The organism is Butyrivibrio sp. AE3003 (assembly GCF_000686065.1).
In the GTDB taxonomy this organism is placed as follows: domain Bacteria; phylum Bacillota; class Clostridia; order Lachnospirales; family Lachnospiraceae; genus Butyrivibrio; species Butyrivibrio hungatei_A.
In genome coordinates, this window is the sequence record NZ_JMLX01000001.1 from 1,235,466 (window position 1) to 1,260,293 (window position 24,828).

Sequence of the window (24,828 nt, forward strand, 5' to 3'; positions counted from 1 at the left end):
ATATTATCTAGCACTTTTTTTACATTTTTGTTATCAATCGAAATCAGATACGGAAAATACGGGTGTCGGATTGGTCAATCCGTCACATATTCCATCACTTAACTTCTCTGTAGCGGGGCCGTTTTCATAACCCACATAACTCTGAATAACCTTGAAATCCTCAGAAGGTTGTACCTCTTCCTCCTGCACGGGACGTGCATTTATCGGCTGAATATTCCTTACAGACTGCTGCTCACGATAAAACTGCGGCTGCATGGGCTGTCCGTTTACAACCTGCCCCTGATAGAATTGTCCTTGTCCCTGCATAAACTGCCTGTTTCCGGCCATCTGCTGCCCCTGATAGAACTGAGGCTGCATAAACTGTCCGTTCGCTACCGGCTGCCGCATAGGATAAAATTGTCCTTGCATGGGATTCATACCGAAGTATCCGCCATTCATCATCTGCCCCGGCATCATGCCCGGTCTGAGCGGAAGATCCTTTGTTGAAATACGCTTAACATATAAAATAGCCTTTATGACCATGAACAGCTCAAGTCCGATAAATACAAGCATTGTAAGAGTATGTTCCGTCGAAAGACAAAAATCATACAGTCCGTGAAGTCCGACAGGTATCCAGAACGCCTTCTGTGTATTGGCATTTCTCTTGTCAAACCTGCCCCTGCACTCATATCCTTTGGCAAGTCCGTAATATGCGCCCATAAACACGCCGAATATGCAGTGTCCGGGAACCGAAAGTACCGCGCGCATAAGTCCCGTCATAAATCCAAACTGGAATACGTACATAACATTCTCAATCGTCGCAAAGCCCAGAGATGCGCACACTGAGTAAACTATTCCGTCGAAAGCAAAGTTAAACTCTTCATTATTCCAGGTACACTTCTTTAAAACGAAGTATTTACCTGCTTCTTCAGCCACACCGATCACAAGGAAATTTTCTATAAGATGATAAACAACGTTCTGCTTAGGAAAGACCATATCAAGGACAAGGATTCCAAAATATTCCAAAGCCACCGCACTTACCGTTGTCAGCGCCCCAAAAAAGAACACTGCCGCCATAAGTCCCAGAGGCTCTTTCTCGACTTTGTCCGCCTTGTAGATAATACATAACAAAACAGCTGCCGGTAAAACAGCCAGAATCGCCAAAACTATATCCATTAGAATCAATCCCCTTCTCTTATAAGCAAATGTTAAAAATAATTTTAAAGCTCTTTTAAAAAAAGTATTATATTTGCACCAGAATGTCAATAATTAATCGCAGAATTATACTATAATTATCAAAAAAATTATCATATGTAACAAATATCAGACAAAAAGCCTCTTTGTCAGACTTTTTCCCGACAAAGAGGCATAAATCCTGCATTTATCCGTATTTCACAAAAACACAATTTACGTATTATAGTTTATATCATACTCTTCCCGCTTTTGCAATCTCCACAAACTCAATCTTTGATACAGCCGGTGACAGATAGTCGCCCCAAATATAGTCGGCGTAAATATCTTTCATCTTATCATAGTATTCAAAAGAATCCACTCCCGATACCGCAACGGTCTTATTTATCTGCCTCAGCATATCCATTCTGTTCTTTAGTATAATGCCGCGCTTTGATCCTCCGGTTGTCTCCATGAAGTGCTTGATATTTACTATAACTCCGTTAAATCCGCTAAGCATATCGTACCTTACGCCCATTGAGTCGTTCTTGTAATTTCCCATAAAGATCCTGACTCCATCCTCGCTTAGCCTCTCTATTACATAGTCCACGGAATCCGTCTCAACATACAGGACATTGTCATTTATATCAAGCGCAATCTTGGAAAGGTCGACATTGTACTGCTTCGCATACTCTCTCACCACTCCGACAAGTTCTTTACTGATAACCTTATCCGACACCGTATGCACCATGATGAAATTTATACAATCCGGATTTTCCTCAAGTAGCTCCCCCGTAAATTTAAGGATTGAACCTATCATCCTGTTCTCTATTTCTTCCGCAAATCCCGACTTCTCGGCAACTCCCATAAACTCTGAGAAAGATATAACGCCAAGCACCGCATCGTCCAGATTAAGAAGAGCTTCCGCTCCGCATACCTTGTTTCCGCTCTTATCAAAGATCGGCCTGTATTTAACCTTAAAATAATTCTCATTCATTCCGCGGACAATAGCTTTTTCAACCTCAATCTTCCTAAGAAGAAAATCAAGATCATGGTCGATCAAAAGATTTTTTCCCGTATCCTCGATATGTGCTTCCGACAGCATCAGAATATCCTCTTCGCTATTGAACATATCGGGTGTTCCCGCACACATTATGAGCGCATTGATATTCATCTGATTATCTTCAAGAAGCCAACCTCTGTCAAACCTGTCTCTTATCGCATACGCAAGCTTATTGCTCTCGCTCTCATTCCCGTCCAGACACAGAATATAAAAGCAGGCAACACCGCTTATATACACGTCGTACTTATCCGCCACATCAAAAAGATATTTAGATATTTGCTTTATTATCGAATCAAAATCCGCATATCCCGTAATATTTATATACGCATCCGCATTTTCTATACGAACGCAGATAGTCCTAAAGCTCCTGTTAAGACCAATATAATTCTTGATATCCTGCAACAGCGCCATTCTGTTATAAAGTCCCGTTCCCGAATCAACCCTGTCGTCGTCTTTTTCCAGAATTATCATGATTCCCATAAGTCCGATTGACTCGCACAAAAGCTCACATGTGATCGTAGGAAAAAGCATCTGTATGATGACTCCCATGATCGCAAGCGACAGAAAATACACCATTGCACCTTTTTTAAGGTGATTTATACTCTTCCAGTATCTCACAAGCAAAAGAACACATAGGATAAAATAGAACGCACTCAGAATATAAGCCGCATAAACGACGGGTCCTCTGTGGAAAACAAGGTCGGATTGCGCCGTAAACGCAAGTTGTGTCATGGGATTAGAGAAAAGAACCGTCTCAAGAACAGCCATCGGAATTGCAAATGCAACTCGGAATCTCTTAGAAAAAAGATGCAAAATACCGCAGACTACGATTATGTAATACAAAAGTACGGGCATCATCAAGAAATGCGTCGCATAGTAAATATATTTACTCAGATAACACACAAAAAACTTGATCGCATAAGGAAAATCATAGTTATAGGCAATATAAGAAGCGATACCTGTACAGGAATCAAAAAGAACTATCAAAAGAAGCACAAGTAATAAAGTGTTCTTAAGACTTTTCTTTTTCCTGATCACTATCGCACAAAAAATACTTGTTAAACTGACTATCAGCGCCGCTATACAAAACGTAAGTCCGCCGTTTGGATTACCTTCAATCATAATGTTATTCCTTTGAATCAAAAAAGTTCCTAAGTGTTTCCAACAGTTTTTCTTTGTCTATAGTCTTCAAAAGATAATCGGCAGGTTTAAGAGCAATTACTTCGGTAACGCTCTTTTTATCATTTTTTCCCGTAAGGAACATAATGGGTATTCCACTTGAAAAAGACTCTTTCTTAAGCATCTCCATTACTTTCGGTCCGTCTATTACAGGCATATCATAATCAAGAAGTATCAGATCGGCCTTGTTGTTAGCAAGCCACGCAACCGCCTGCGCGCCTGAGTTTGCGACTCCGACTCTGAAGTCATCCTTAAGCCACTCCCTCAGCATCTGAAGATAAGTGAAATCATCATCTACAATAAGGATACATTTTCTCTTCATCTGAATGTACTCATCATCGGTAACGATAAATATCTTACCAAGCAGCTCATCCATATCGAGAGGCCTCGTAAGCTCACACGCAATGTCCTCTTTTGGTATAAACCTGTGGATGAACTTGAACGCATCGTTATCGCCTATTATTATGACGATCATATTTTCTTCAATGCAAAGATCCTTGAAGTATATGATTGCATCCTGATGTTCCACAAAATCAGAATCCGTATAAAGAATCGCAAGACTCGCCTCTTCCTTGTTGGAACTGATATCAGAGATTGAATATGATGACTCGGCCACAACAAAATGATTATCGGACAAGCTCTTCTTAATTGCATTCACCATGAACGTCTTATCATTTCTGACTAAAAGAATTTTTTTATCAAACATTCCTTTGCTCCCGTCTACAACTCATTCTGTGCAATTTTCTCTATACTTTCCCAATCAAGCTTTGTAAGATAGTCCTTTATCTTCCCGATATTTCCCATGTCTTTTTCGGAAAGATTGTAGTCCTTAAGTGAATCAAGTATCAGCTCCATCGTGTCATAGTTAAGTCCCTTGCAAGCTTCAACCATGCTTCCGTAAGCATCTTTCATTTCAGATTCTTTAATATCGATTTTTTCGCCTGTCTCTTCCTTTACTTCATCACCTGCAATCCCCGGCACTCCGGCTATTTCATACTCTGCAAGAAGATACCTGTTAAGAAGCTCCGAATGATGTTCCTTGATATACATCGTATCGCCGATATTTCCGGCATTTTCAAGTTTTTCCGCAATATCAGATAATATAGTCGCTCCGATCGCTCTGCTCGTACTCTTAAGCGAATGTACAAAGCTCGTGTAATCCTTCCAGTTCTTATCTTCGTACGCCTTCTCAATATTTGCTTTCGTAAATTCAATTGATTCGTAGTACACTTTCAGAATATTAAAATAGCTCTCTTCGCTTCCGCTGTTCTTAAGCCCCACATCCGACTTTATCTGCGTAAGCCCCGAAACATAATCCTTAAACTCATTGTTTTCCGAAGTTTTTTCCTCACCCTCAGTCTTCTCGGGTTCTTCAGGGTTATATTCAATCTTTTCCTCGGGCAGATAATTTATGAGCGCTTCTTCCAACTTATCACTCTCAACAGGCTTACTCAGATAATCCGTAAATCCTTCGCTTATAAAAGTTTCTTTTGCCCCGGATATCGCATTGGCTGTAAGTACGACTATAGGAGTGAAGCTGTTCTTGCTCTCTTCGTCTTCCCTTATAAAATGAAGCGTTTCAACGCCGTCCATGCCGGGCATTCTGTAATCGAGGAAAATAATGTCGTATTCTTTCAGTTTCTGCATCTTAAGACACTCAGCGCCGCTCCTTGCTGTATCTATATTGACGAGCGTATTCTTAAGAAGCTCCTTTATAACCACGTGATTTACGGGCGTATCGTCAACAACAAGAATATTGGCATCTTTCGCCGTAAACTTAACTCTGTATTTCTTGTGTATCTTGTTAAGCTCCGCGATCTTGTTCTTGAAGTTTCCGATTTTCACATCTCCCACTTTCTTCTGCGGAAGAACAATCTTAAATACAGATCCTTTGCCATATTCACTCTCAACTTCTATAGAACCGTTCATCAGCTTAAGGAGATTGCTTGTGATCGCCAGCCCCAATCCGCTTCCTTCGATAGTTCTGTTCTTATCAACATCAAACCTCTTAAACTTGGCAAAAAGATTCTCAATATCCTCCTGTTTGATTCCTATTCCCGTATCGATGATATCTATGAAAAGATTTACTTTGTCCTCCGAGACCTCTTCTCCCCTGATTTTCAAAGTAACACTTCCTTCAGCAGTATATTTGACGGCGTTGTTAAGGACATTTACAATAATCTGTCTAAGTCTCATCTCATCGCCGCAAAGGCTGTCGGGAAGTTCCTCATTTACCTCAAATATCAGATTAAGCGCTTTCTGCATAGCCTTAAAATATATCATGTTATAAGCATCGTTGAGCACGGAGCTCAGCTCGTAGTTTCTCTCGTTGATCTCCATATTGCCCGCTTCGATCTTGGAGAAATCAAGGATATCATTTATAAGTGACAAAAGAGTCTTTCCCGCACTCTCGATATTTCTAGAATATTCAAGGATTTTCTCATCCGTACACTCTCTTAAGATAACCTCATTCATTCCAAGAACTGCATTGATGGGAGTTCTTATCTCGTGCGACATATTGGCAAGGAAGTTACTCTTTGCCTCATTGGCCGCCTTTGCTCGTCTCTCCTCCATTCTGGCTGTTTCCGTAGCCTTTAGGATAGCAATGAAGTCATTTTTACTTACCGCTCTCGAGTAATATTTACCCTGCACGTAATCTGCCTTTACGTTCTGGATGCGCTCTGCGAGCTCCTTTGAATTAACGGAAGCCATAACAATTTTTTTACCCGTCTGATTCATTGTGGAAAGACGGTTTTCGAGTATGAGTTTTCTCTGAGCCGATGAATCCGACTCGATTAGAAGTCCCGCATTGACCTTTATTCCCTCGAAGAGATACGAAGTCGACGATTGCATGCCAAAAAAAACTGGTTCCGTACTCATCCATATAGAACCTGATTCCCATATCGCCAAGGTCTGAGATTACCTGATATATCAGATTTTTGTCCGTGACTGCCGCATTCTCCGTTATGCCAAACACTATGTTCTCGGGTTTAACCCCGTATCTGGAAAAGAGCTCTTTTACCTGAGCAACGAAATCTGTCTTGATTATCTGCGCCGACGTAAGTTTGATGCATATGAACTCAATCCCCATCTCCTCAATGATTCCGCCGCCGATGAAATACAGGACTTCTTCGATCATGAAAAGGCCGAGTTTTTCTATGGTTCCCGTCTGATTCGCGATGGGAATGAATTCATCCTTGGATATTTCACCAAGTTCCTTGTCATTGAACTTAAGAACAGCCTCAGCCGCACAGATAGACAGATCTTCCTTCGTATAGATAGGCTCATAAAAGACCCTGAAGCTCGAACTCTCAATTCCTCTTCTAACTGCCTTTTCAACGTCCGCCCTTCTTATAACAAAGCCAAGTTCATCACAGTAAATGGGCCTTCCCTTATCGGCCTCAATATCCGTGTCCGACAAAAGAAGCAGGTTATCGAGATTTTCAAACTTATCAGGTGAAGATGCCTGAATGACCAGTGTCTTTAACTGCACGCTGCTTCCGTCAAGCATAATGCTATTTCCGAGTTTAAAGAATACTTCGTCCGCGATCCCCCTTGCATAAGCATCCGTGATATCAGGGCACACAAGGAAAAAACACTCGATTCCGACGCGGTATACTTCGAATTTCTTATTCACATCACCAAGATAACCGGCGACATGTGAAAGTATCTTTTCATAGTTCTCATGACTCGATATCTTCCTCAGAATATCGCCGTTTAAGATTTTCACGCATATGGTGTTAAACTGTCTGCCATATCTGAAATAATTGCCGATATCGGTAATGAAAGCATTCCTGTTAAGCGCCTTCGTCGAAAAATCTTTTCTGTCATCATCACCTTCAAGCATGATCATAATGCCCATCGCGCCGATTGCTTCGCACATAAGCTCGCACGTGACATTGGGCCAGATCATCTGAACCGCTATTCCCACAATCGCAAGTATATAAAAATATATGATAGCTATTTTCTTGAGTTTATTAAGGACGCTCCAGTAGAGATACAGAACGATTATAGAAAAAACAGTGTAGAAACCTATTATTACATAAGCAACGTAGACGCCGCCTCTTCTTATGTAGCTCATGCTGTCATCTATCTCGTAAACGATATCAAAGAGCGGATTTATAAGAACCAGCAGCTCCATAAAAATAAAAGGTATGCCTAAATAAAGACGTACCTTCCCCGTAAACCTGTGCTGAACTCCGCACTCCATCACTATGTAATACACAAAAATAGGCGCCATTGCAAAATGAGTAAGAAAATACACGAAAAGATTTGCATGACCAATTATAAGCTTAGTTTCAAACGTAAGCCTACTGTATCTTAAAAACTGCTCCACGATCCCCGAAAAGGAATCAATGGCGATTATCATTATGAAGGCAATGAAAAGCCAATTCTTAAGCTTTACCTTACCTCTGATGATCAGTTTATAAACAATGCACGTAACGCTGATCACTAGGGCGGATAAATTGAAGGCACTACTGCCTATCACTTCAGTACCGACCATAAAGTCACCCCGTTGCACAAAGCTATCATCCGGTTACTGTCTTACAGGAAAAAGATCTCTATACCATCTGAGTGCTGACAGATAGGCATCGTAAACCTTTGTCATATCCATATTTCCAAGGACCATCAGTCTTGAAATCTCGGTCCAGTCCGCATCTTCATATCTCCTTATGAAATTGAGAACAGGTGCGAAATCTCCTTCATTATCAAGAAGCGCGAGCTTGACATCCTTTGGAACAAGTACCATATCAAGAGCTTCCTTCATTGTCTTGCCAAGCATTATATCTATAGCAGAGAACAATCCCATGATAAAGAGCTCCTGTCCCATCAGAGCCAGCTCAAAACTCTCTGCAAGATTCTCCGCAAACTTAGCCCTTATCATTACAAGCCTTGTTATCTCAGTCGGCCTGTCTGCGCAAAGCTCTTTTGTCACAGCGGTATTTATCCATCTCTTTAACTCTTTCTGACCAAGCATGGCTGTTGCGTGCCTGATGGATGTGATCTCGGAATTAAGTGCCATTCGGTTTACTATCTCAAGAAGTGAGATTGTAAGCGCGGGGTCTTTGCCGATAACATCCGCAGCGTCAGTAAGATCAAAGTCCGGAGCATTAACGACATTAAGAAGTTCTATGTAATTTACTTTGAGAGGATTAACCTCAGTCTCAGACTCACGCACGGGCATTCTGAAGAATCCACCCTCGTAAAGGTCATATCCTCCGTGCGAGATAAGCATGTCATACTGTTCCTGAGTATCGACGTTCACCGCGCACAGCTTGATTTTCGGATAAACTTTTCCAAAATAGATCTTGGCTTTCTCTATATCGATTTTTGCATGATTAAGCAAAATATAATCGCACTGATTAAGGATTTCTTTATAGGGTTCAAAACCGGAAATAGGAAGTTTTCTGATAGCAAGTTTGTATCCTTGCATTTTGAGTTCCTTCACCCTCTTAACGTAATGGGGCTCGGGTGTGATACTGTTATCCATAAGGAGAACAACTTTATTTGCGGGAACTGTGCACTGAAGCGATATTTCTGCGAACACAGAAAACTGATTGACCGGAACAAATACTTCTTTTCCCCCGGATAACATAGACATCCCCATACTACTTACAACTTCCAGTTCATGGACCGTTCCTGCACCGTCGTATCGCGCTCCACCCTCCATTTCAGGATTCAAAAAGTGGTTATCTTTACGCGCAAACACAGAATATGCACAAACAGACATTTTATCGTCGAACAGTGGAATTAAAGTAGCTAACATTGCCTGTCTCCTTTCTCCTCCAAAAAAGACATAATCCGCTCAATTACATTTTACCCTAAATAGCGGATTTTTACCAAGATTTTTTCAAAATTTCGTTTATTTTTCGTATGTGGTTTTATCAATTATGTAACGAGGCCTTCCCTTAACCTCATCGTAAATCTTGGAAATGTATATACCTATGATTCCGAGGCCTATCATGATCATGGCCGATGTAAAGCAAACCAGGACTATAAGTGTTGTAAATCCGGGCTGGTCATTGCCTATAAAAAAGTGTCTGTACAAAGCTTCAACACTGAAGCCAAATCCCAACAGGGCAACAATCCATCCTGATATTGTAATGAGATGAAGCGGTGCCGATGTAAAAGATGTTATATTCGTGATTGCGTATTTTATAAGAGATTTGGTGCTCCACTTTGATTCACCCGCTTCTCTTTCTCTGACATTATATTCTACTTCGGTGCTCTTAAATCCAATCCATGATGAAAGCGCTCTGAAAAAAGCATTCTTTTCATTCATATTAAGAAGTACGTTCATGGCCTTTCTGTCGAGGAGCTTGTAGTCAGAAGCTCTGGACATATCAAAACCGACAGATTCACTCATGATATTGTAGAAGCTCTTTGCCGCAAACTTATGCATGGCAGACTCTCTCCCCCTGCTTGCCTTAACGCCTTCGACTATCTCATAACCCTGTTCCCAGAGTCTGTACATATCAACGATTTTTTCCGGCGGATGTTGAAGATCGCAGTCAAGAACCACACAGCAATCTCCGCAAGCCTCGGCAATTCCCGCAAAGACAGCGGATTCTTTTCCAAAGTTTCTTGAAAAGCAAACACCCTTAACTCTTTTATTGCGGGCAGATTCTTCATCAATCGCTTTCCATGTGTTGTCACTTGAGCCGTCGTTAATAAAAAGAAGCTCAAAATCTATATTCTCCTCATCCAATATTCCTGATATTGTTTCGGATGTCTTTTTTATCATTTCCTCTTCATTGTATGCGGGAATTATTACAGATAGCATAAGCAAATTCCTCCAACTGACTATTACTAATTGCATATTATAGCATATTTCACGACTCAAAAAAACCGATTATCCAGATATACTGTAGGTTTTACTCTAGATATGCAAACGTTTTTGTGATAGAATCTTTCCATTGTTCTAAAAATTTATATCCATTTCTACGGAGGCATATCATGGACGCTCAGCAGTATAAGCGCGCAAACGCAAACAGTTTTTACGTAAGTATCATCACGGTAGTAACAGGAATCGTATTAACTCTGTTATCGCTAATCACCAAAGGTTTTGACATCGGAAAGGCGGTCATATTTGCAAGTGCCGTAGTCAGTTTGATCATCATCTTTATCGGTAATTTCAAGTTCTGCGAAGAAAAAACAGGTGCAGTCTTGATAATGTGCGGAGTTAGCGTATTCTATCTCACTCTTGTTCTTGCAGGAAACGATCTTGCATATTTTGCATTCGGACTTCCGATACTCATCTGCAGTACACTCTACTCAAACGTAGCACTCTGCGGTACCGGAGTCGGTATTATCTCAGTTTCTTTTATAATATCGATAATCACCAACCTGCTCACATCGGGACTTCAGAATAGCATTCTGGTTCCTGCGATAGCTACACTGATACTCTCATTTATATCATGCATCATGACGGTTTCTCTTCAGAAGAATTTTATCGATGAAAAAAGACTTTTAATGAGTCAGACCGCGAAAAAGACACTTGATGCCGGAAACAACATGGCAGACATTGCAAACAAGATTACCGAGCTGTTCAACGCTTCTCAGGACGATCTTGATTCACTTCAGAAAATCCTTGAATCACAGCAGTCGGGAATGCAGAACATCGCAACAAACATGGAGAACACATCTCAGTCCATTATCAAACAGGCCGAGAAGGTTCAGTCAATCCAGGAAAAGACATCTACAACAGAGCAAGACAGAATCGAAATGACCGAGGCTTCAGAAAGCACTCAGACAGTAATTGATGAAGGTATAAACATCATATCTGAACTTAAGCTCAAATCACAGGACGTATCAAAAGCAAGTCAGATAACGGTTGATGCAACACAGGCAGTTATTGATAAGGTCGAAGAAGTCAAAAACATCGTAAGTTCGATCATGGCGATCTCAACACAGACCAATCTCCTTGCCCTCAACGCAAGCATCGAAGCTGCTCGTGCAGGTGAAGCCGGAAAAGGTTTTGCAGTTGTCGCAAACAATGTCCGCGAACTTGCTGCAGAGACAAACAAGGCTTCCAACGAGATCACAAACATCATCAACGAGCTTAACGAAGATGTTCAGAAGGCAATGTTCAGTATAGATGACACTGTTACAACAGTTGATAAGCAGAACGCGATGATCGAGTCTGTAGGTGAAAGCTTCAACAGCATTAACAACAACGTATCGGGAATGATCACACGCTTCTCTCACATCGCAGAGGGAATGAAATCAATTGCCGATTCAACAAACGAGATCAACGATAGCATCTCTACTCTCTCGGCAACAAGCCAGGAGGTTGCTTCTCTTTCACATGAAGGTGCAAAGGCATCCGATGAAGCAACAGAGAAATTCAATGCATTTAAAGCAATTCTTGTTGATATCTCAGATCAGGCAAACAAGCTTCGCGAAATCAACGCAACAAGATAAAAAACTTGAAACGAGGGCAATTCCGGCAAAAAAAAGGAATTGCCCTCATTTTATTAAATTTTCATACTTTTTAACACAAATTAATTAACTTTTATACGTTTTTCCGATATAATATTTAGTAACAGATAGACACACCGATAAAATTATCTGACTATTTATGAAAGGAGGAATCACGTGTATGACAGCTACATTAGACTTAAGAAATGAAGTTCTGGACTGCATCAGAAAGGATTGTGAAGACGAGTTTTATCCGGATCCCGAGAAAGTAGCTCATATTACCGGCTTACCGTTAGGGGATGTTTTTGATCTGCTCATAGAACTGAAAAATCAGGGTTGTCTCGGAAAGAGATGATTCGCCATTAAAAATGGAGAATTATAATGGATGATTCTATAAAAGAATAAAAGTCCTATGCTCACTAAGCATAGGACTTTTATTTATATCACTTAATCAGTCAATTGAAAGATCTACTTCTTCTACATCAGTATTCTGAGCATCCCCCTCAGCTTCTGTGTTTGTTTCTTCCGGCTGAGCTTCTTCCGCGTTCTCTGCGTTCTCGTCCTCAGCAGGTGCTTCTTCATCTGCCGGCTGCTCTTCATCTTCCGATGTATCAACCTCTGTGTTTGTCTCAGCTATTACCTTGCCGTTTGCTGCACTGTCGTAATCCTGAATTTCAGTAATGGACCAATCATGTGAATCAGGGTCTTTTGTAATTGTGAATACAAAGATATAGGTTTCTTCTGAGCTCTCAGATATTACATCTTCATATGTTTCCAAAACAAGATTGATCAAATCATTATATGCCTGCTTGGCAATTTCAGGATCAGAATTATCGATCTTATCGGGATTTGCTTCCTTATAAGCATCAACTTTAACACCGATTCTTGCCGAAGCATCCTCACTGCCGATTACATTAAGCGGAAATCCTGTATCTACCGAAGCAATTACAGTACCTACACCCTTTTTAACGGTAGCAGACTTAATCTCATAACCTGTTATCATATTCGAAAGGCTGGCACAGAGATTATCAAGCCTTTGAGCGGTTGCTTCATCAAGCTTATCCGATTCAATACCCGACTTAAGATTATCTGTAAGAAAAGTAGAGTCAAAGGTACGAACAAACTCACCTTCCAAAACTCCCGCACTTGCATACGCTTCAATATTTTCAGTTGAACCACTCTGTACTATCTCCAAAAACTGTTCTGCGGTTTCTGTAATTGCCTTCTTAGAAGATGTACATCCTGTAAGAACAGTTGTACTCATTGTCAGAACAACAATCGCAGATACTAATTTTTTCCCTAAACGCATAAATGTCTATCTCCGTACCCTATAACAATTTCTATGTAAACACAACTTTAAGTATAACATATTTGGATAAATAATCAAAGAATATCGTATTTTCGTTAGTATAGTGGTAAAATATAGATTATAGCAAATGGCAACGCAGCCGCAATAAGGAGGGATTTTTAGATGTTAGTACTTTTTGGAGAAGGTGTAATCAAAGATGTATGTGCAGTAGAAGTAAAAACCCATGGATATAGGAGAAGGCAAAATTGTAGGAACGCAGATAAATTTCACTCTTACAAGCGGTGACAGACTTGAATATGTCTACGACCAGAACATTCCTATCGAGAAGTCCGGTCAAAGAGCCATCGATTTCGTGCGCACTCTGTACAACGACGGAAAAGCCGATTTCTCCGGGGAGCCGGTTGAACTTATGTGAATAGGGGACGATAAAAAGGTCGATACTGCGGTAACGGCGGCAATATGTACAATTTTTGCGCAAATTGTGCCGGACACTGCGATGAAACCATAACATAAAAAATGGGTGCAGAGGCACCCTTTTTTTATTGGTTTCATCTCCGTGGCACAAAAAAGCGCAAAATATTGTACATGCTTCCCTTTGCATAATCTCAGCGCACAATATTAATTCACAATATTGCGAGGAGTTCCGGCCATGAAGGCTTGGATGTTCTTCTTTACCTCTTCCAAACATCTGCGTCTGGATTCTGTGCTGCCCCAGGCCATATGTGGAGTGATAAAAAGCTTTCCGCTATCATGAATCTTGAGGAGCGGTGAGTCTTTGGCCATGGGTTCGGGATTGAGAACGTCAAGGCCTGCTGCCTTTATTTCGCCGTTCTCAAGTGCTTCGCAGAGGTCAGCTTCGTTTACAACAGCGCCTCTTGCAACGTTGATGAGGATTGCGTTTTTCTTCATCTTTGCGAAAGCGTCTTTATTGAAGAGTTCTCTTGTCTTGTCACTCAAAGGACAGTGGAGAGAAATCACATCCGAACGTGATAATAACTCATCAAACGATACTCTCTCGTATTCCGTGCATGTGCTGTTTCCGGAAGCGGAATAGAAAATTACTTTTGCTCCGAAAGCAGTTGCGATCCGGGCAACTTTTCTTCCGATATTTCCCATTCCTACAATTCCGTATACTTTGCCGTCAAGTTCCTCAAATGGAATATCAAGACAGCAAAAATGCGGCTGGTTTGCATATCCGCCGCTTTTTACAAATTCATCATAATGGCGTGAGTTTTCCATAAGATAAAACAGTAATGCGAAGGTATGCTGGGCAACTGAAGCTGTTGAATAATTGACTACGTTTGCCACTTTTACGCCATGTCTTTTACATGCTTCAATATTTGCATTGTCAAAGCCTGTCGCAAACTCACATATAAGTTTAAGATTGGGAGCATCATTTAAAACCTTTTCGGTTATAGCACTCTTATTGATAAGCAGTATCTCCGCTCCCTCAAGTCTCTCCTTTGCATTCTCATCGGTAATCTTGTCCCCGTAGTAGGACACTTCTCCGAGTTCATCATAAATACTGTAGTCCATGTCAGATCCGACACTGTCTACATCTGCAACAACAATTTTCATATCCTGTGTAACTTATGCCTTTCTTTTGTGTTTTTATGTTCTAACAGCCTTCATATCTTTTTTATTCTGATACATCAGTCTGTCAGCTCTCTTAAGTACACTGTCCGCATCGTCATCCATAGATTCATCAAATATAGCAAGTCCGATGGCAGCCGACAGTCTCTCCCACGGTTGCAGGCTCTTATTGTTCTGAAGCTCTTCCATGTGACTCTTAAGCGAATCAATAAGCTCGTCTTTGTGGTTGAAATCTTTATTCTCAAGAAGCACAACGAACTCATCTCCGCCCACCCTGAATACAGGTGAATTTTCGAAGGTATCGCATATAAGTGTGCACATATTCTTGATATAAAGATCGCCTGCTTCGTGTCCGAAGGTGTCATTTATCTTTTTCAGATAGTTTATATCTATCATCAGCATACCAAACTGTGCAGTCTGAGTGATGATATCGGAGTTAAGTCTTACTTCTACTTTATCATATGCCGCTTTATTTTTTACACCGGTAAGAGCGTCTCTAAGTGCGAACTCATTAACCTTGGTCATCTCAAGCGACATGTTCTGGATCTTATTGGAAGACCTCATAAGATCCTCCGCATATTCCCTCATATCCTGGGACATGTAAAAAATTGTGTCGGCAAGCGATTCAAGCTCATCTCCCGTGTGTATGTCGGGATTCTCCATAAGAAGTAGTTCGGGACTTTTCTGTGAATGGCTGTTTTCTGCAAAATCGCGCGTTGTGCGTTCAATCTTCTGAAGAGGTACGATTACTCTTTCATTAAGCCAGAATATCATTCCGAAGATAAAGATAACGGCAAGAACAACACCGCACACCGCCATGGTTATGATGTATTTTCTAAGGTTATTCGAGATATCCATTGTGCTGAATCCGCAGCTAAAAAGAGCAATTCCTTCACCGGATGCATTTCTTATCGAAGCACTTGCGCTAAAATCTTCGCCGTACTCACTCTTAGCGGTAGTATAATTGATTCCCGTGTTATTCTTCATAACATTATATGAAATCTCACAAAGCTCTTCTCCGAGAAAAGATCCGATCATATCTCCGAGATACGGAACCGGAATATCTTCTTTAAGATCTTCGCCGCTCTTTTCACGCTCGGTAAGCCCGGATGCAAGCTGCATACAGTCATATCTGTCATCAATCTTGCAAGGAACCGTAAGCAGGATAAAATCAAGATCGTAGCTCTCTCTTACCCTGCCCATAAGATTCACAAGATTATTAAACGTATCAGAATACTCTTTTGTCTTAATACGTTCTTCAAGGTCCTCAATATCTATATTTTTCAATGTATAATCAACAACATAAGTAAGCCTTGTCCTATACTCATCAAGCATGGTATTTCTAAATATCATGAAGCTTATCGTGCCAAGTGCCACGCAAAGAATAACAATAAAAACAAGACATACCCAAATAACTCTGTATCTAAGTGAATTGTTATATTTTTTCTCCATCCAATGCACCTCACAGCTTTCTATTTACTTATGATAGCACACGAGTAAACAATTATACATTAAAAATATATCAATTTTTCATAACTTATTTTACTGAGTTAATAAGCGCAAAAACCTCTTCTTTTATGGCTTTGTTGACATTGAGTGCATTCTCTCTCGAGTCTGTGTTTGAATAGAAATAGAACTTTATCTTAGGCTCCGTTCCGCTTGGTCTTATCGCAAACCACGAACCGTTCTCAAGAAACAGCCTGATCGCATTCTGCGGTGGAATATCCTCATATCCCCCGAGATAATCTATAACTTTGCTAACCTTCGATTCCGCAACTTCTGTGGGGATGTTCTCTCTAAACCACTTCATCATGCGCTGTATTCTCTGCGCTCCGGGAATTCCCTCGAGTATAATATTGGGTTCATCCTCTGCAAAGAATCCGTATTTTGCATATATTTCCTGCAATACATCAAATAGTGTCTTGCCCTGTTTTCTATAATATGCCGCAGCCTCCGCAACGAGCATTCCGGCAGAGATACCGTCTTTATCCCTGATATCCTCACATGCCGCATATCCTACGGACTCCTCATATCCAAAAAGATATGTATATCCGTTTTCGTGCAGATACGGAATCTTTCCGCAAATATTCTTAAATCCTGTGAGAGTCTCAAACATTTCAACGCCGTATGCCTTGGCCATTACGGTTGAAAGAGTTGAAGTAACGATGCTCTTTACCATAGCGCCCTTCTTGGGAAGTGTGCCCGCGGTCTTGTGTCCCTCAAGGATGTAATTAACGAGAAGATATCCCGTCTGATTGCCGTTAAGAGGCACATAATTGCCGTTGTCATCTCTTATCTCAATAGCGAATCTGTCCGCATCAGGATCTGTCGCCATAAGAAGCTCGGCACCAAACTCGCGTCCATATTGTTCACTTAACTTGAACGCCTTTGGATCTTCCGGATTCGGATATCCCACGGTTGTAAAATCAGGATCCGGATGTTCCTGCTCGGGAACGATCTTCCAATTGGTAAATCCTCTGTCATTAAGCATCTGTCTGAACGGTATGGAACCGCAGCCGTTTAAAGGTGTGTAAACAAGAGGAATCGAAAGATCCAGCTCATCATGTTCATGAATTGCCATTCCTTCAATCTTATCAAGGTACTCTCTGTCGTACTCATCTCCGAGAACAACAATCTTTCCGCTTGCAACGCCCTCGTTAAAATCAGACTTCTTGATTCCGGTCCAGATGTCAACCTTGGAGATCATCTCAGTCATTCCGTCAGCGACCTCTGCTGAAACCTGGCATCCATCGTCCCAGTATGCCTTATATCCGTTGTATTCTCTCGGATTGTGAGACGCTGTAATATTGATTCCCGAAACTGTTTTAAGTCTTCTGATCATAAAAGCAAGCTCAGGTGTAGGTCTGAGATCGGGGAATGTATATACTTTTATTCCGTTTGCCGCAAAGATTCCCGCAGCAAGATGTGAAAACTCTTTTGAAAAATGTCTCGGATCGTGCGCGATAACTACGCCCTTATCCATAGCTTCTTTTCCACACTTTATTATATAATCGGCAATTCCCTGCGAGGCTTTTCCAACGGTAAGGAAGTTCATCATATTCGTTCCGGCACCGACTTTTCCACGTAGTCCCGCTGTTCCGAAAGAAAGATCCTGATAAAATCTTTCTTCCTTTTCTTTTTCATTGTCTTTTATCTTATAAAGTTCTTCCTTAAGTGGATCTTCCTCTGAAAGATGTGACATCCATTCATCATATCTCTTGTTGTAATCCATATTGCATCCTCCGTTATTTATTCTTTTGTAGCTCCCAAAAAGTAACGGCACTGCACGCCGCGACATTAAGAGAATCCACTCCGTGTGCCATCGGGATCTTAACGCAATAGTCCGAAGATCTGATAGTCTCAGGTTTCAGGCCGTAGCCTTCAGAGCCAAGAAATATCGCAAGTTTTTCTTCCTCAGCAAGTCTCTTGTCATCGATATCAAGCGTATTATCGTTAAGTGCCAGCGCAACGGTCTTAAATCCCATTCCGGCAATTTCCTCAAGCTCTTTTCCCTGCGAAAGAAATGTCCACGGAATCTGAAAAACAGTTCCCATGCTGACTCTTATAGCCCTCCTATATAGCGGATCGCTGCTTCCTTTTGTAAAAAGAACCGCATCCATGTTAAGTGCCGCCGCATTCCTCATTATCGCGCCGACATTGGTTGGATTTGAAACATTTTCAAGAACCGCGATGCGCTTCGCATCCTTGCAGATCTCTTGCGCACTCTTTAACTTTTTTCTCTTCATCGCGCAAAGAATGCCTCTTGTAATGTTATATCCCGTGATCTGCTTGAGGACTTCTTCCTTGGCAACATATATCTTTGAAAGGGGAAAATCATTTAATCTTGTTATTATGTCTTTTGCTTCCCTATCAAGTTCTTCCTCTGCAACCAGGAGGGAAAACGGCTCATATCCAGCATCAAGCGCGCGTCCTATGACGATCGCACTCTCCGCGATAAAAAGACCTTCATCCGGCTCATTTATGTGATACAGCCTGTTCTCCGACAGAACGTTGTAAATTTCAAGTTCCGGCACCTCAAGCGTATCAACAAACATCATATTTTCATGCATTCTTTATGTCCCAATTTCCGAATTTCACTTCACCGGGATTTCCTGTGTGATCTCCCAACATCTTCTCCATCCAGATCATGTCGTACCACTTTCCGAATTTGTAACCGGAGTCATGGAATGTTCCGACAAGATTGTATCCCAGCTTTTGGTGAAAATGGTAGCTGTCGTTTGTAAGATTGTCATCTTTTTTATCACCGGAAAGATACGCTATGCAGGCGTTCAGATTCAAAACGCCCATATCCTTCAAAGAGTTTTCAAGTGTGCTGTAAAGAAGCTTTCCCACTCCTTTTCTTTTCACATCCTCTCTGACATAAACGGTTGTCTCTACCGACCAGTCATACGCGCGTCTGCCCTTAAAGCTTGTCGCATAAGCGTATCCGAGAATTTCTCCGTTCTCAACTACTTTGATATACGGAAATTTTGAAGAAATGTTTTTTATCCTTCCCTCAAACTCCTCAAGTGAAGGTACTTCATATTCAAAAGAAATCGCTGTCTTTTCAACGTAAGGTGCATAAATCTTAAGCAGCTCAGCCGCATCTTCTACGCTTACTTTCTCAACTGTCATTACTTAAGAGCCTCTCTTTCCATTTCGCTTGCAAGTTTACTTATTGTTCCGTCCTTGAAGGGGCTCATCAGTCCAACCTGTGCGAGTTCATTTTCATAAAAATCCTTTGCCGATAATTTACACAACTCAAGATAATGCTTCCACGCATCATCAAAGTCCTTGTCCATCCATACCTTAAACTGCATTGCAACTACGCTTGCAAGCACATAATCGATGTAATAGAAAGGAAGTCCGAATATGTGAAGCTGTTTCTGCCAGAATCCGCCCTGTCCAAGGAACGGATCATCTTCATAATCCATCTCGGGTCTGTAGGTCTTTTCAAGCTCCATCCATACTTCTTTTCTCTGCTTCGGAGTCATATCGGGGTTGTCGTATACGATATGCTGGAACTCATCAACCATGCAGCCGTAAGGAACGAAACAGATTGAATCCGCAATATGCATCTTGAGATAATCTTTTTCCTTATCTCCGAAGAACTTCTTCATCCATCCGTATGTAAAATACTCCATGGCCATTGAATGAATCTCAGCTGTCTCCATAGTTATATCAAGGTTCTCAAGGATTTCTTCATTCCTTGTCACATAGCCCTGAAAAGCATGTCCGCACTCGTGTGTGATAACATCTACATCTCCGCTGGTGCCGTTAAAATTGGCAAATATGATCGGAGCCTTGTACTTTGGCAAATACTCCATGTATCCGCCCTGCTTCTTGTTCTTTCTTCCAAGCACGTCAAAAAACTCGTTCTCGATCATAAAGTCGATGAACTCTGCCGTCTCAGGCGAAAGCTCTCTGTACATCTCCTGTCCGGCTTTCATTATCTCTTCCGGAGTTCCGATAGGGCAAGGATTGCCGCCCTTGATATAAACTTCATGATCGTAGTATTTAAGCTTATCTACGCCAAGCTGCTTTCTTCTCTCTTCATGTATCTTCGATACAAGAGGAACAAAAGACTCTTTTATCTGCTTTCTGAAATTCTCAACTTCTTCTCTTCTGTAAGAATTTCTGATCATTCTGTTATAACCAAGCTCAACAAAAGACTCGTAGCCAAGTGCCTTTGCCTGCGCCGTTCTGTTTTTTACAAGCTTATCATAGATTTCGTCAAGCTCATCCGTAACGGTAAGGAAGTAATCGGAATAAGCCTTCCAAGCTTTCTTCCTGACTTCTCTGTCGTTGTCTGTAAGAAACTTTCTCAAAAGAGAAATGTTATAAATCTCTCCGTTAAAAGGAATCTTTGCAGCCGCGATGATATTGTCGTATCTGCTGACAAGAGCATTCTCCTCCTGCATAAGAGGCAGTATCTCATCGCTTATCGACTTTATAGAAAGTTCGATATTCTTAAATGCAACTTTGCCGATCTTCTCTTCAAGATAAGCTCTGTACGGAGAATTAAAAAGAACTTTCTTATACTCATTCTCAAGCTGTTCAATAACAGGAAGTTGCTCATCTATATATTTTTTCTCTGCAGCATAGAATTCATCCGCTGTATTGATGTCATGTCTGAAGTTTCCGATTCTTATAGTCGAAACTATATCGCTGCTGAGTTCATAGTACTTCTTATGAATCTCAAACTGTTCCTCACCGCTTGCAGCGTTCTTACTGCTCTCGATAAGGCTCTCATATTCTTTTTTTACTTCGTCCATATCAAAACGTTTGTATGGAATTTCAGAAAATTTCATAGATATTAATCCTTCTTTCAATTTCTATATCGTATTAATTCTACCATAAATATCGAAGATAGCATGAACAGAATTTTGGTATATTCTCACTTCCAGTATGCATCAATCTCCTTAGTATCATAGTCAATGAGCGAAACGCCGTCATACGTGTGAGCGATTGTGAATACAGCTTCAGCGCCGCGTTTGGTTTCTTCACTCTGTGCTTGGTCTGCGCGGAAGTTTCCGAGGGAGTAATAAACAAGCATTTTGCCACCATCGGGTCTGTCCAATGCCTCGGTTTTCTGAACAACGTGGGGATGTGTGCCGATCACTACATCGGCGCAGCCTTGCGCAAAGAGATCTGCAATATGCTTCTGCTCCGAAGTCACTTCTTTGTTGTACTCTTCGCCCCAATGCACGAAGGCTATGATAAAGTCTGCCTCCTCGCGTGCGCTACGAAGCTTATCTACGAGTACCGTTTCTTCCTGCTCGTTCCTTGGCAGGTAATGCACCACGTTAGGATAATCCTCGGATATATCCCCGACATTGGTTCCGTAGGTATAGGAAAAAAGTGCTATACGCATACCGTTACGGCTGATAAGCTCATACGGCTTATATTCGGCATCACCGCTACTTTGTATTCCAACGCAGGTAATCTCGGCGTCTTTATAAAAGTCCACAGTAGTATCTATTCCCTGAATTCCTCTGTCGAGGGCGTGATTGTTGGCGCAGGACACAACGTCAAAGCCGGCTCTTCTGATTGCCTCTCCGACTTTGATAGGCGAACCGAAACTCGGATATCCTCCGACCATACTGTCCTTGTCGACGAGTACTGTCTCTGCATTAAGCACGGCTATGTCCGCAGATTGTATCTCATCAAGAAAAGGTTCATACAAAAAGTCAAATTCTCCCTTTTCCTTGTTTCTTGCATATTCATAGATTGGCTCATGGATCAGGTTATCGCCAAATGCAACAACTCTGACTTTGTTGTCGATGGTCTTAACTCCCCAACCTTCCCACATCCATAGGGTGCAGTTATTATCTTTGTCTTCCATCATGAAGATCGAGTTATTTTTCTCCATCAGCTTGATTCGGCCGGCAACCGAACCCATGTCCGACGCGCACCATTTCTCGGTGACTTTGCCATCCCTATCGACATCATAGATAAACACGTGCTGGGAATAGTTCTTTTCATCCTTCTCAACCCAGAACGGCTTGTGCATGCCATATTTTCCATGCTTCCACAAAAGAACTATCATCTCATTGTCGCCGTCTCTGTCTATATCGGTTACGAGAACGTCCTGAACCTTGAAATCTTTTTTGCTGACAAAGGTTGTCTCTCCGCCTGAATTGATGACTTCAAGTTTCTTTTTTCCAAGCTTTATTGAAGCCCCACCGTCATATACAGCTATCTCTTTATCATTCCAGCCAATCCACGCCGGAATATAATTATTTCTCGCAAAAACAAAAATAACGCAAACAGCTACCGCTATTCCTAAGAATAGCAGTAGCCTCATGAAAACTTTTTTAGCCTTGATTTTATCTGCAATCAATTTCATTTATCTTCCAATCTGTAGCTCTTTGTCCACTCAGGCTGAACAGGCTTATCCGTATTCTCAACCCAGTTCCAGTCATCGTCCATATGGCCGCCGTTGATCATATCTCTCCACTGGCTGTCCGTAAGCCTGTTACTTAAAGGCTGCTCGAACTGATAGAACGAGTACACACTTCCGCTTCCGATGTGAAGCTCTCCGTCTATCGGGAACACCACGTAGATCGTATTTGCTTTGCCGGTTCCGACTTCAAGAACGCTTCCGTTTGGATCTGTCGCAATGTCCGCAATCACAGGGCAAGGAGCCTGATAGCTATCGGTAAGATTCTCAACTTCGGCATTTACTTCTCTCCAGAAATGCTCAAGGTTTCCTCCGTAGCAACGAATAAACTCATAATCATCATCCGACAGTTTTTCATTCTTAAGTTCTTTTTCGGATATTGTCAAAAGAGTTCCTGCGAGCTCCGAAAGCTTATCGAGGTTCTCTTTTTCTTTTGCATCAAGAACTCCGTATCTGTCGAGCCCTTCCTTGGTCTTCTCTGAAAGGAACTTGAATCTGCTAAACACAACAGGCTGCGTGTCCACAAACCCTCTGTCATCAGGCGTATCCTCATCTCCGCCGCCCATCTCGGCACCTATCTGCTTTGCATAAAGAATCGTATCATGTTTGAGCTCAGCAAAAGAACCCGCGAATGTCTCAAGGTTCTTTTTTACCCACTCATCATTCTGCATGTACTTGGGATATCCCGTTCCCTTCTTCTCAAAAAGAGGCCTCAAAGTATTGAGCCAGCCGGAATACAGACTGACATTCCATATTGAAGGCTCATTGTTATTAAAGTGCTCTTTTGCGCGCGCCATATTCTCCGAATAATTCTTAAACTCCGTAGCTCCCTGCGAAGTCAGTATTTCCATGGCTTTCTCGGAACCAAGTGCCGCAGCCGCATCGAGCGTATCGGGAAGCATACGCTTTTGTCCCGCGCCGTTTTCTTCAACAGCCCTATATACGAGCCTTTGCATGATCGCAGCATCAACCGTAAATCTCTGCCCCATAAATCTGTAAGAAGGAATCACGTTCTCCTCTTTTTCATTTACGGGAATCGAGTTTATCTCGGGAAGTTTAAGTTCCTTTATCGCACTCACAAATTTACCGAACGCATCCGCATTACCTGCGACCGCGCTTGCATCAACATTCTCTCCGTAGCAATTTTTTGCTATATTTGAGAATTCGTAATATCCCGGATCATCCGATGTTCCTGCAAAAAAGCTTGTTATACTGTAAATACGCTCCCAAGACTCTGCATTTTCCGCTATCGCAAGACTCTGAAGTAGTCCCGAGCGCACAAGATCCTCGTTATCAAATGCAAAAGCAATCCTTCCGTACCACATCATTGCCCTGAAGTATTTCTCAAGTTCGGCATCGCCCTCATAGTAGCCTCTGGGCTTATACTGGGAATAATCCTCTTCTTTATTTGTGATTCCGCATGTAGCGATAGATTCAGCTTTTGCTATCTTGGAAAGTTCGCCGTTTACGACTTGGTCAAAAGAGCTGTCATTTACAGGAGCGGCAACGCTGTCATCAAGGAGCTTACTTCCAATATAGAAAAACTCTACATTCCTAAGCGCCGCAGCTTCGAACTCAGTACCTTTAAGTGCATCATACTGCTTCTTGGAACTTTCAAGCATCTGATTACCAAGCTTTTTGAGTTCTCCTGTAATATGGTTCTTCTCTGTCTGCTTCATTAGATAGGAAAAATAGAGATGATACGTATGCATAAGAGAATCAACGGTCACGAAATTGGGCCTTAGATCGTATCTGTTGTTCTCATATTCATCAAAAAACTCATCAGATCCCGTCCCCTCAACTACAAAGCCATTCTTAATAAGAGCATTCCTTCTGCCCTGCACATCGTTGTACTCGCTTTGATTTTCAAGGCTAAAGCGACCTTCCTGATGCGCATTATATACAACATTGGAAAAGTCTTCTTTTATGCTGTAATCCGGAATTGCCGGAACAAGATTCTCATCATAATACTTCTCTTCAGAATTACCAAGAAGATAAACCTTCCCGCTCACAGCACCATCCGCCGCATTTTTCCCTTCATCGGTACTCTCCGCCGCAACACTGCCAGAAGCGACACTACCTGCATCCGAAGCCACATTACCTCCATTTTTGCCAAAAGAGCATCCCGACATCACCATCGAAAGTACCAAAACACATACCACAATTCTCTTCTTCATAATTTCTCCTAAAAAAAATTAATATTATCCTCTA

At 41.6% G+C, this 24,828-nt stretch carries 19 protein-coding genes; 3 read left to right on the top strand and 16 right to left on the bottom strand.

The window, feature by feature from the left end:
* Nucleotides 1-33: 33 nt before the first annotated feature.
* The 7 genes from CD00_RS19175 to CD00_RS0105960 all read right to left on the bottom strand — a co-directional run bounded on the left by CD00_RS19175 (nucleotide 34) and on the right by CD00_RS0105960 (nucleotide 10,175).
* Nucleotides 34-1,155, bottom strand: coding sequence for a PrsW family intramembrane metalloprotease (locus tag CD00_RS19175; protein ID WP_051198928.1), 1,122 nt, complete (start codon nucleotides 1,153-1,155; stop codon nucleotides 34-36).
* Between the two features lie 250 nt (nucleotides 1,156-1,405).
* A complete protein-coding gene (locus tag CD00_RS0105935) occupies nucleotides 1,406-3,334 on the bottom strand; it encodes an EAL domain-containing protein (protein WP_026655122.1) in 1,929 nt (642 codons plus the stop codon).
* Nucleotides 3,335-3,338: 4 nt separating this feature from the next.
* Nucleotides 3,339-4,097: a response regulator gene (locus tag CD00_RS19180; RefSeq protein WP_026655123.1), complete on the bottom strand. Its 759-nt coding sequence runs from the start codon at nucleotides 4,095-4,097 to the stop codon at nucleotides 3,339-3,341.
* 14 nt (nucleotides 4,098-4,111) lie between these two features.
* Nucleotides 4,112-6,130: an ATP-binding protein gene (locus CD00_RS17430; RefSeq protein ID WP_051594098.1), complete on the bottom strand. Its 2,019-nt coding sequence runs from the start codon at nucleotides 6,128-6,130 to the stop codon at nucleotides 4,112-4,114.
* Nucleotides 6,114-7,844: an EAL domain-containing protein gene (locus CD00_RS20595; RefSeq protein ID WP_242838922.1), complete on the bottom strand. Its 1,731-nt coding sequence runs from the start codon at nucleotides 7,842-7,844 to the stop codon at nucleotides 6,114-6,116. The genes CD00_RS17430 and CD00_RS20595 overlap by 17 nt, the downstream gene beginning before the upstream one ends.
* A gap of 84 nt (nucleotides 7,845-7,928) precedes the next feature.
* Complete coding sequence (locus CD00_RS0105955) at nucleotides 7,929-9,158, bottom strand: EAL and HDOD domain-containing protein (protein WP_026655125.1); 1,230 nt, start codon at nucleotides 9,156-9,158, stop codon at nucleotides 7,929-7,931.
* Nucleotides 9,159-9,254: 96 nt separating this feature from the next.
* Nucleotides 9,255-10,175 (bottom strand): glycosyltransferase family 2 protein, encoded by a 921-nt coding sequence (locus tag CD00_RS0105960; protein WP_034462001.1) that lies wholly within the window; start codon nucleotides 10,173-10,175, stop codon nucleotides 9,255-9,257.
* Between the two features lie 173 nt (nucleotides 10,176-10,348).
* Between CD00_RS0105960 and CD00_RS0105965 the strand changes: the two genes are divergently transcribed.
* Together CD00_RS0105965 and CD00_RS20105 are read left to right on the top strand one after the other, a co-directional pair.
* Nucleotides 10,349-11,815 (top strand): methyl-accepting chemotaxis protein, encoded by a 1,467-nt coding sequence (locus tag CD00_RS0105965; protein WP_026655128.1) that lies wholly within the window; start codon nucleotides 10,349-10,351, stop codon nucleotides 11,813-11,815.
* Between the two features lie 178 nt (nucleotides 11,816-11,993).
* Complete coding sequence (locus tag CD00_RS20105) at nucleotides 11,994-12,167, top strand: hypothetical protein (protein ID WP_155833748.1); 174 nt, start codon at nucleotides 11,994-11,996, stop codon at nucleotides 12,165-12,167.
* Between the two features lie 96 nt (nucleotides 12,168-12,263).
* Here CD00_RS20105 and CD00_RS0105975 read toward each other — a convergent pair whose 3' ends face one another.
* Nucleotides 12,264-13,121 carry a hypothetical protein gene (locus CD00_RS0105975; RefSeq protein ID WP_026655129.1) on the bottom strand — a complete coding sequence of 286 codons (858 nt, stop codon included), beginning with the start codon at nucleotides 13,119-13,121 and terminating at the stop codon, nucleotides 12,264-12,266.
* 223 nt (nucleotides 13,122-13,344) lie between these two features.
* Here CD00_RS0105975 and CD00_RS0105980 point away from each other — a divergent pair, with 223 nt between their 5' ends.
* The gene (locus CD00_RS0105980) at nucleotides 13,345-13,536 is read left to right on the top strand and encodes a hypothetical protein (RefSeq protein ID WP_026655130.1); all 192 of its coding nucleotides are present in this window, start codon (nucleotides 13,345-13,347) and stop codon (nucleotides 13,534-13,536) included.
* Nucleotides 13,537-13,739: 203 nt separating this feature from the next.
* Here CD00_RS0105980 and CD00_RS0105985 read toward each other — a convergent pair whose 3' ends face one another.
* The 8 genes from CD00_RS0105985 to CD00_RS17440 all read right to left on the bottom strand — a co-directional run bounded on the left by CD00_RS0105985 (nucleotide 13,740) and on the right by CD00_RS17440 (nucleotide 24,794).
* Nucleotides 13,740-14,699: a D-2-hydroxyacid dehydrogenase gene (locus CD00_RS0105985; RefSeq protein WP_026655131.1), complete on the bottom strand. Its 960-nt coding sequence runs from the start codon at nucleotides 14,697-14,699 to the stop codon at nucleotides 13,740-13,742.
* A gap of 33 nt (nucleotides 14,700-14,732) precedes the next feature.
* A complete protein-coding gene (locus tag CD00_RS0105990) occupies nucleotides 14,733-16,166 on the bottom strand; it encodes a GGDEF domain-containing protein (RefSeq protein ID WP_026655132.1) in 1,434 nt (477 codons plus the stop codon).
* Nucleotides 16,167-16,251: 85 nt separating this feature from the next.
* A complete protein-coding gene (locus CD00_RS0105995; protein ID WP_026655134.1) occupies nucleotides 16,252-17,946 on the bottom strand; it encodes a phospho-sugar mutase in 1,695 nt (564 codons plus the stop codon).
* 13 nt (nucleotides 17,947-17,959) lie between these two features.
* Nucleotides 17,960-18,784 (bottom strand): TrmH family RNA methyltransferase, encoded by an 825-nt coding sequence (locus CD00_RS0106000; RefSeq protein ID WP_026655135.1) that lies wholly within the window; start codon nucleotides 18,782-18,784, stop codon nucleotides 17,960-17,962.
* Complete coding sequence (locus CD00_RS0106005) at nucleotides 18,777-19,349, bottom strand: GNAT family N-acetyltransferase (RefSeq protein WP_026655136.1); 573 nt, start codon at nucleotides 19,347-19,349, stop codon at nucleotides 18,777-18,779. The genes CD00_RS0106000 and CD00_RS0106005 overlap by 8 nt, the downstream gene beginning before the upstream one ends.
* Nucleotides 19,349-21,025 carry a M3 family oligoendopeptidase gene (locus CD00_RS0106010; protein ID WP_026655137.1) on the bottom strand — a complete coding sequence of 559 codons (1,677 nt, stop codon included), beginning with the start codon at nucleotides 21,023-21,025 and terminating at the stop codon, nucleotides 19,349-19,351. Before CD00_RS0106010 ends, CD00_RS0106005 begins: the two co-directional genes overlap by 1 nt.
* An 86-nt stretch (nucleotides 21,026-21,111) precedes the next feature.
* Nucleotides 21,112-22,563: a CapA family protein gene (locus CD00_RS19185; protein WP_051594099.1), complete on the bottom strand. Its 1,452-nt coding sequence runs from the start codon at nucleotides 22,561-22,563 to the stop codon at nucleotides 21,112-21,114.
* Nucleotides 22,560-24,794, bottom strand: a complete 2,235-nt coding sequence (locus CD00_RS17440; RefSeq protein ID WP_051594100.1) for a DUF3160 domain-containing protein — start codon at nucleotides 24,792-24,794, stop codon at nucleotides 22,560-22,562. The genes CD00_RS19185 and CD00_RS17440 overlap by 4 nt, the downstream gene beginning before the upstream one ends.
* Nucleotides 24,795-24,828 lie beyond the last annotated feature (34 nt).

What these genes read in the sequence shown, in the direction of transcription:
- CD00_RS0105990 (WP_026655132.1), bottom strand. Translation starts at nt 16,166, where the DNA reads ATGGAGAAAAAATATAACAATTCACTTAGATACAGAGTTATTTGGGTA.
- CD00_RS19180 (WP_026655123.1), bottom strand. Translation starts at nt 4,097, where the DNA reads ATGTTTGATAAAAAAATTCTTTTAGTCAGAAATGATAAGACGTTCATG.
- CD00_RS0105935 (WP_026655122.1), bottom strand. Translation starts at nt 3,334, where the DNA reads ATGATTGAAGGTAATCCAAACGGCGGACTTACGTTTTGTATAGCGGCG.
- CD00_RS0105975 (WP_026655129.1), bottom strand. Translation starts at nt 13,121, where the DNA reads ATGCGTTTAGGGAAAAAATTAGTATCTGCGATTGTTGTTCTGACAATG.
- CD00_RS20105 (WP_155833748.1), top strand. Translation starts at nt 11,994, where the DNA reads ATGACAGCTACATTAGACTTAAGAAATGAAGTTCTGGACTGCATCAGA.
- CD00_RS0105995 (WP_026655134.1), bottom strand. Translation starts at nt 17,946, where the DNA reads ATGGATTACAACAAGAGATATGATGAATGGATGTCACATCTTTCAGAG.
- CD00_RS19175 (WP_051198928.1), bottom strand. Translation starts at nt 1,155, where the DNA reads ATGGATATAGTTTTGGCGATTCTGGCTGTTTTACCGGCAGCTGTTTTG.
- CD00_RS0105965 (WP_026655128.1), top strand. Translation starts at nt 10,349, where the DNA reads ATGGACGCTCAGCAGTATAAGCGCGCAAACGCAAACAGTTTTTACGTA.
- CD00_RS0106000 (WP_026655135.1), bottom strand. Translation starts at nt 18,784, where the DNA reads ATGCATGAAAATATGATGTTTGTTGATACGCTTGAGGTGCCGGAACTT.
- CD00_RS0106005 (WP_026655136.1), bottom strand. Translation starts at nt 19,349, where the DNA reads ATGACAGTTGAGAAAGTAAGCGTAGAAGATGCGGCTGAGCTGCTTAAG.
- CD00_RS0105980 (WP_026655130.1), top strand. Translation starts at nt 13,345, where the DNA reads ATGGATATAGGAGAAGGCAAAATTGTAGGAACGCAGATAAATTTCACT.
- CD00_RS0105960 (WP_034462001.1), bottom strand. Translation starts at nt 10,175, where the DNA reads ATGCTATCTGTAATAATTCCCGCATACAATGAAGAGGAAATGATAAAA.
- CD00_RS17440 (WP_051594100.1), bottom strand. Translation starts at nt 24,794, where the DNA reads ATGAAGAAGAGAATTGTGGTATGTGTTTTGGTACTTTCGATGGTGATG.
- CD00_RS0105955 (WP_026655125.1), bottom strand. Translation starts at nt 9,158, where the DNA reads ATGTTAGCTACTTTAATTCCACTGTTCGACGATAAAATGTCTGTTTGT.
- CD00_RS19185 (WP_051594099.1), bottom strand. Translation starts at nt 22,563, where the DNA reads ATGAAATTGATTGCAGATAAAATCAAGGCTAAAAAAGTTTTCATGAGG.
- CD00_RS0106010 (WP_026655137.1), bottom strand. Translation starts at nt 21,025, where the DNA reads ATGAAATTTTCTGAAATTCCATACAAACGTTTTGATATGGACGAAGTA.
- CD00_RS17430 (WP_051594098.1), bottom strand. Translation starts at nt 6,130, where the DNA reads ATGAATCAGACGGGTAAAAAAATTGTTATGGCTTCCGTTAATTCAAAG.
- CD00_RS0105985 (WP_026655131.1), bottom strand. Translation starts at nt 14,699, where the DNA reads ATGAAAATTGTTGTTGCAGATGTAGACAGTGTCGGATCTGACATGGAC.